Annotated in this window: 5 protein-coding genes; all 5 read right to left on the bottom strand. The window is 73.6% G+C overall.

The genetic code is table 11. The features are described from left to right. Positions 1 to 92 precede the first annotated feature (92 nt). The 5 genes from ACZ5GT_RS07525 to ACZ5GT_RS07505 all read right to left on the bottom strand — a co-directional run bounded on the left by ACZ5GT_RS07525 (position 93) and on the right by ACZ5GT_RS07505 (position 7,087). On the bottom strand, positions 93 to 2,276 hold the full coding sequence (locus ACZ5GT_RS07525; protein ID WP_469016201.1) for a 3-hydroxyacyl-CoA dehydrogenase NAD-binding domain-containing protein: 2,184 nt from the start codon (positions 2,274 to 2,276) through the stop codon (positions 93 to 95). Positions 2,277 to 2,344: 68 nt separating this feature from the next. Beyond that, positions 2,345 to 3,559 (bottom strand): acetyl-CoA C-acetyltransferase, encoded by a 1,215-nt coding sequence (locus ACZ5GT_RS07520; RefSeq protein ID WP_469016198.1) that lies wholly within the window; start codon positions 3,557 to 3,559, stop codon positions 2,345 to 2,347. 65 nt (positions 3,560 to 3,624) lie between these two features. Then, positions 3,625 to 4,767, bottom strand: a complete 1,143-nt coding sequence (locus tag ACZ5GT_RS07515; protein WP_469016192.1) for an acyl-CoA dehydrogenase family protein — start codon at positions 4,765 to 4,767, stop codon at positions 3,625 to 3,627. Between the two features lie 59 nt (positions 4,768 to 4,826). Continuing rightward, positions 4,827 to 5,852: an LLM class F420-dependent oxidoreductase gene (locus ACZ5GT_RS07510; protein ID WP_469016186.1), complete on the bottom strand. Its 1,026-nt coding sequence runs from the start codon at positions 5,850 to 5,852 to the stop codon at positions 4,827 to 4,829. Then, positions 5,852 to 7,087, bottom strand: coding sequence for a CaiB/BaiF CoA transferase family protein (locus tag ACZ5GT_RS07505; protein ID WP_469016183.1), 1,236 nt, complete (start codon positions 7,085 to 7,087; stop codon positions 5,852 to 5,854). Before ACZ5GT_RS07505 ends, ACZ5GT_RS07510 begins: the two co-directional genes overlap by 1 nt. Between the last annotated feature and the right edge of the window lie 209 nt (positions 7,088 to 7,296).

Raw genomic sequence — 7,296 nt, 5'->3', positions numbered from 1 at the left:
AAGGAACTGGGAGGGGGGGGGGGTGGGCGGGGGAGGGGGGGTGCGGCGGGGCGGGCGCCCCCCCCCCGCGGCGTGGCGGGGTGCGGCCCGGGTCAGGCGTCGCTGAACGTCCGGCCGCGCTCCGCCATGCGGATCAGCAGCTCGGGCGGGGCGAAGCGTTCGCCGTGCGCGTCGCGCAACTCCCGTGCGCGCGTCAGGAATGCCGGCAGGCCGCCCGGAAAGCCGTTGACGTACTGCAGGACGCCGCCCGTCCACGCCGGGAAGCCGATGCCGAGCAGCGAACCGACGTTGGCGTCCGCGACGGAGACCAGGACACCCTCCTCCAGGCAGCGCACGGCGTCGAGGGCCTCGACGAAGAGCATCCGCTCCGACAGTTCGGTCAGGTCGGCGTCGCGCAGCGCGGGGTCGGTGAAGTGCTCGCGCAGGCCCGGCCACAGCCGGGTCCGCCGGCCGTCCTGGTAGTCGTAGAAGCCGGCGCCGCCGCTGCGGCCGGGGCGGCCGAACTCGTCGATCATCCGGTCGACGACGACGTCGGCGGGGTGCGGGCGCCACTCCTGGCCGGCCTGCTCCGCGGCGCGGCGGGTCTCCTCGCGGATCCGGCGCGGCAGGGTGAGGGTGAGCTCGTCCATCAGGGCGAGCACCTTGGCCGGGTAGCCGGCCTGCGCGGCGGCCTGCTCGACGGTCGCCGGATCGTAGCCCTCCGCGATCATGGCGACGCCCTCGTCGATGAAGCGGCCGATGACGCGGGAGGTGAAGAAGCCCCGGCTGTCGTTGACGACGATCGGTGTCTTGCCGATCTGCCGTACCAGGTCGAAGGCGCGGGCGAGCGCCTCGTCGCCCGTCTCCTTCCCCCTGACGATCTCGACCAGGCGCATCCTGTCGACCGGCGAGAAGAAGTGCAGCCCGATGAAGTCCTTGGGTCGGTCGACGGCCTCGGCGAGCAGGGTGATGGGCAGCGTGGAGGTGTTGGAGCACAGCAGCGCGTCCGCGGCCACGTGGCTCTCGGCCTCCCGGAACACCTCGGCCTTGAGCGCCGGGTCCTCGAAGACCGCCTCGATCACCGCGTCGCAGCCCGCCAGGTCGCGGGCCCGGGCGGTGGGCGTGATGCGGGCGAGGAGCGCGTCGCGCTCGGCCTCGGTGGTGCGGCCCTTGGCGACGGCGCGGTCCAGCAGCTTGGCCGAGTAGGCCTTGCCGCGCTCGGCCGCCTCCTCGGTGACGTCCTTGAGGACGACCTCGATGCCCGCCTTGGCACAGGCGTGGGCGATGCCCGCGCCCATCATGCCGCCGCCGAGGACGGCGACCCGGCGCACCGTGCGGGCGGGCAGCTCCTGGGGCCGGTTGGCGCCGGAGTCGACCGACTGCAGGTCGAAGAAGAACCCCTGGATCATGTTCTTGGCCGTCTGGCCGGTGACCAGGTCGGTGAGATGGCGGGCCTCGACCACGAAGGCGGTGTCGATGTCGACCTGGGCGGTCTCGACGGCCGCCGCGAGGATGTTGCGCGGCGCGGGATACGGCGCGCCGCCCAGCTTCTTGCGCAGCAGGGCGGGCAGCGCGGGCAGTTGCTTCGCCAGCGCGGGGTGGGCGGGGGTGCCGCCGGGGATGCGGTGGCCCGGGGTGTCCCAGGGCTGCGCGGAGCGCGGGTGGGCGTCGATGAACGCCCGTGCCTTGGCGAGGAGTTCGTCCGGGTCGGCGGCCAGCTCGTCGACCAGGCCGGCGGCGAGGGCGTCGGCCGGGGCGAACCGCCGTCCCTCCAGCAGTACCTTCCGCAGCGCCTCGACGACGCCGAACATGCGCACCGTGCGGGTCACTCCCCCGCCGCCGGGCAGCAGTCCGAAGGTCACCTCCGGCAGGCCGACGCGGGCGGCGGGGCCGTCCAGCAGGACCCGGTGGTGGCAGGCCAGCGCGATCTCGTAACCGCCGCCCAGGGCGACGCCGTTGATGGCGGCGACGACGGGCACGCCGAGCGTCTCCAGCCTGCGCAGGGCGCGTTTGACGCGCATGCCGGCCTCGAAGGAGCGCTCGGCGGTCTCGGGGGTGACGGAGCTCAGGTCGCGCAGGTCGCCGCCGGCGAAGAACGTCTTCTTGGCGGAAGCTACGACGACGCCCTTGAGGGTGTCGCGGCGGGCGTCGAGGCGGTCGACGACGGCGTCGAGGGAGTCGATGAACGCGGCGTTCATGGTGTTGACGGACTGGTCGGGGTCGTCGAGGACCAGGGTGACCACATGGTCGGCGTCCTCTTCCCAGCGGATGGTGCGGCTTTCGGCGTCGGGGGCCATGGGACGGGTGCTCCAGAGAGGGTGCGGGCCGGTGGGTGGCGGGGTGCGGGGGCCGGATCGGGCGGCGGTCACAGGCGCTCGACGACGGTGGCGATGCCCATGCCGCCGCCGACGCACAGGGTGGCCAGCCCGTACCGCTGGTCGCGGCGTTCCAGTTCGTCGACGAGCGTGCCGAGGATCATCGCGCCGGTCGCGCCCAGCGGGTGCCCCATGGCGATGGCGCCACCGTTGACGTTGACCTTCTGCGGGTCGAGGTCCAGATCCCGGACGAAGCGCAGGACGACGGCGGCGAACGCCTCGTTGATCTCGACCAGGTCGAGGTCGGCGGGGGTCAGCCCGGCCTTGGCGAGCGCCTTGCGGGAGGCGGGGGCCGGGCCGGTCAGCATGATCGTCGGGTCGGCGCCGGAGACGGCCGCCGACACGATCCTGGCCCGCGGGCGCAGTCCGTGCCGCCTGCCCGCCTCGGCGGAGCCGATGACGGTGAGGGCCGCGCCGTCGACGATGCCGGAGGAGTTGCCCGCGTGGTGCACGTGGTCGATCTCCTCCACCCAGTGGTACTTCTGCAGCGCCACGGCGTCGAAGCCGCCGAGCGCGCCGACGTCCGCGAACGACGGCTTGAGCGCGGCGAGGGAGTCGACGGTGGTGCCGGGCCTGATGTGCTCGTCGCGGTCCAGCACCAGCAGTCCGTTGCGGTCCCGCACGGGGACGACGGACCGGGCGAACCTGCCGTCCTTCCACGCCTCGGTGGCCCGCGCCTGGGACTCGGCCGCGTAGGCGTCCACGTCGTGGCGGGTGAAGCCCTCCAGGGTGGCGATGAGGTCGGCGCCGATGCCCTGCGGGACGAAGCCGGTGAGGTGGTTGGTCAGCGGGTCCTGCGCCCAGGCGCCGCCGTCGCTGCCCATCGGGGTGCGGGACATGGACTCCACCCCGCCCGCCAGGACAAGGTCCTCCCAGCCCGAACGGACCTTCGCGGCGGCCAGGTTGACCGCTTCCAGGCCCGAGGCACAGAAGCGGTTCTCCTGCACGCCGGCGACGGTGTCGGGCAGTCCGGCGAGCAGGGCGGCGGTCCTGGCGATGTCCGCGCCCTGCTCGCCGACGGGGCTGACGACGCCGAGGACGATGTCGTCGATGCCGTCCGGGTCCAGACCGGGGAACCTGCGGCGGACCTCGTCGATGAGACCGACGACGAGGTCGACCGCCTTGGTGCCGTGCAGGGCGCCGCCGGGCTTGCCCCGGCCGCGCGGGGTGCGGATGGCGTCGTACAGATATGCATCGCTGGTCACGGATGTGCCTTCCGGTGTGTCGGGGAACGAGGTGGCCTCGGAGGACGTCGGGCCGGGGCGGTCGCTCAACCCAGCAGGGAGCGGCCGATGATCTCCTTCATGATTTCCGTGGTGCCGCCGTAGATCGTCTGGATACGGCCGTCCAGGTACGCCTTGGCGACCCGGTACTCCGTCATGTAGCCGTAGCCGCCGTGCAGTTGGAGGCACCGGTCGACGACCCGTTTCTGCAGCTCGGTGGCCCACCACTTGGCCGCCGAGGCGTCCACGGCGTCCAGCCGTCCCCGGCTGTGCTCGGTGATGCAGCGGTCGACGAAGGCGCGGGTGACGGCGCACTCGGTGGCCATCTCGGCGGCCTCGAAGCGCACGTGCTGCAGTCTGGCCAGGGGGCGGCCGAACGCCTCCCGCTGCTTGACGTACTCCAGCGTCAGCTCCAGGACGTGCTCCGCGGCGGCGGCCGCGCCCACGGCGATGGCCAGCCGCTCCTGGGCGAGGTTGGCCATGAGGTACGAGAACGCCTTGTTCTCCTCCCCCAGCAGGTTCTCCTTGGGCACACGCACGTCGTCGAAGAACAACTCGGCGGTGTCCTGGGCCTTCTGGCCGATCTTGTCGAGGTTGCGGCCCCGCTCGAAGCCGGGCGTGCCCCGCTCGACGACGAGCAGGCTCTGTCCCGAACTGCCGCCCTCGGGTTTGGTGTTGGCGACGACCACCACCAGGTCGGCGAGGATGCCGTTGGAGATGAACGTCTTGGCGCCGTTGAGCAGGTAGTGGTCGCCCCGGTCGGTGGCGGTGGTGCGGATGCCCTGGAGGTCGGAGCCCGCGCCGGGTTCGGTCATCGCGATGGCGGTGATGATCTCGCCGGAGGTGTGGCCGGGCAGCCAGCGCCGCTTCTGCTCGTCGGTGGCGAGCCGGGTCAGGTAGGGGCCGACGATGTCGTTGTGCAGGCTGAGGGCCAGGCCGGACGCCCCGGCGCGGGCGAACTCCTCGATGAGCACGGCGCTGTAGCGGAAGTCGTCGGTGCCTCCGCCGCCGTACTCCTGCGGCACCGCCAGGCCCAGCAGGCCCTGGCGGCCCGCCGCGCGCCAGACGTCGCGGCTCACGACGCCGTCGCGCTCCCATTGTTCGTGGTGGGGCAGCACCTCCTTGGCGAGGAAGGTGCGGACGGTGTCGCGGAACGCCTCGTGTTCCGGTGTGCAGATGTCTCGTTCCATGTCGCCTCCGCGTCGCGGTGGGTGGGTGCGGGCCCCGGCCGGCGGGTCGGGGCGGCCGTTCACAGCCAGTTCTTGACCCGCTCGACGAGCCGGGCCGGGTCGGGACCGACGGGGGTGACGTTGAGCATGGTCACGCCCGACTCCCGGAAGGCTTCGACGCGGTCCCGCACGTAGCCCTCGGGGCCCGCCAGGCAGAGCAGTTCGCACAGTTCGGCGGGGACCGCGGCCTCCGCCTCCTTCTTGCGGCCCGCGAGGTAGTGCTCCTGGATCGCGGCGGCCTCGGCCTCGTACCCGTAGGAGCAGACCAGGTCGTGGTAGAAGTTGCGGCCCGGGGCGCCCATGCCGCCGACGTACAGCGCGACGAGGGGCCGCATCAGGTCGCGGACCGCCTCGGCGCCGTCGCCGATGGCGAGCAGCCCGCCCGCGACGACGGACAGCGGCCCCAGCGCCGGGTCGCGCCGGGCGGCGCCCTCGGCGAGCGGCTCGGCCCAGACCTCGGCGGCCCGTTCCGGCACGTACAGGAACGGCAGCCAGCCGTCGGCGAGTTCGGCGGTCATGCGGACGTTGGCGGGGCCGAGCGCGGCGACGTAGACGGGGACGGTGTCGCGGACCGGGCGGGTGAGCAGCTTGAGGGGTTTACCGAGGGTGCCGCCCTTCTCCGGCGGCAGCGGCATGTCGGTGATGCCGTGGTGCTCGATCACCTCGCGCCGCCAGATGCGGCGGGCCAGGCCGATCGTCTCCCGGGTGCGGCCGAGCGGCTTGTCGTAGCGGCGGCCGTGCCAGCCCTCCACGACCTGCGGGCCGGACGCCCCGATGCCGAGCAGCGCGCGGCCCCCGGTGAGGGCGTCGAGTCCGGCGGCGGTCTGGGCGATCAGCGCGGGGGTGCGCGAGTACACGTTGAGGATGGCGGAACCGATGCGCAGCCGCTCGGTGCGGGCGGCGAGGTAGCCCATCACGGTCGGGGAGTCGAAGCCGTAGGCCTCGGCCACCCAGATCGCGTCCAGTCCCGCCGGTTCCAGCGCGGCGGCCTCGTCGGCCGCGGCCCGCGGGTCGCCCGCGTACTGCAGGGGCATGGAGAGTTCCATCAGCTTCCGTCCTCGTCGGTGGTGCCGCACCGGGCAGCCGGTGCGAGTGCGGGAACGTCCCAGTCGCGGGCCACATCGGTGTTGTGGGTGCCGGGCACGGGGGGCGGCAGGCGCAGCGAGCCGGGCGTCGCGGAGAAGCGGGGCGCCACGCCCGGCTGGGTGACGCCGTGGGCCTCGGTGAGGCTGCCGCGGTGGACGATGTGCGGGTGCGCGGCGGCCTCCCGGAGGGACAGCACCGGGGCGACGCAGGCGTCGGTGCCCTCGAAGACGGCGGCCCAGTGGTCGCGGTCGGCGGCCTTGAACCGTTCGGCGAACCGGGCCCGCAGCCACGGCCACCGGCGCGGGTCGTCGCGGTCGGGCAGCTCGTCGGCGGCGAGCCCGAGGAGGCGTACGAACTCGGCGTAGAACTGCGGCTCCAGCGCGCCGACCGCCATCCAGCCGCCGTCCCGCGTCTCGTAGACGGCGTAGTAGGGGCAGCCGCCGTCGAGGAGGTTGCGTCCGCGCCCGTCCTGCCAGAGTCCTGCGGCGAGCATGCCGTGCACGATGGCGGTCAGGTGCGTGGTGCCGTCGACGATCGCCGCGTCCACCACCTGTCCCTCGCCCGTGACGCGCGCGGTCAGCAGCGCGGCCAGGACGCCGACGGCGAGGTAGAGGGAGCCGCCGGCGTAGTCGCCGAGCAGGTTGGCGGGGACGGCGGGCGGTCCGTCCGCGGCGCCGATCATGCCGAGCGCGCCCGCGGTGGCGATGTAGCCGATGTCGTGCCCCGCCCGGGGCGCCAGCGGTCCGTCCTGACCCCATCCGGTCATCCGGCCGTAGACCAGGGCCGGGTTGACGGCCCGGCACTCCCGCGGGCCGACGCCGAGGCGTTCGGCGACGCCGGGGCGGTAGCCCTCGATCAGGACGTCGGCGCGTTCGGCGAGCGCGCGCACCAGGCCGGGCCCGTCCGCCGACTTCAGGTCGACCAGGACGGAGCGCTTGTTGCGGTTGGTGAGGTCGTGGACGGGGTCGACGGCCACGGGCGACCCGGTGGGCCGGTCCACGCGGACGACGTCGGCGCCCAGGTCGCCGAGGAGCATCGCCGCGAAGGGGGCGGGGCCGATCCCGGCCAGCTCCACCACGCGCACGCCGGTCAGCGGTCCGGCGCGGCGGGCGGGTGAGGCGGTCGCGGGTAAGGCGGTGGCGGAGGCGTGCGGGTCCGTTCCGTACGGCAGGGTCGCGCCGCTCGTCGAGCTCATGGGTCCCTCTCTCGGGGGAGGGCTTGCGACGGCCCTCCGGACTGGACTCTACTTAGCGCTCGCTAAGAAGGTAGGGACGAGGGAGGGAGTGGTCAATAGGCGGAGCCGGACCGCTTGATCCGCGCTCCGGCCGGGAATGAGGTGGGGTAATCCCCGTCGGACCCCGCGAACCATCGCGCCGAGGAGCGGATCAGGAGCGCCGACTCCGA

The sequence above is a fragment of the Streptomyces sp. NPDC031340 genome, from assembly GCF_055569945.1.
This window is presented reverse-complemented; position numbering and strand designations above follow the sequence as displayed.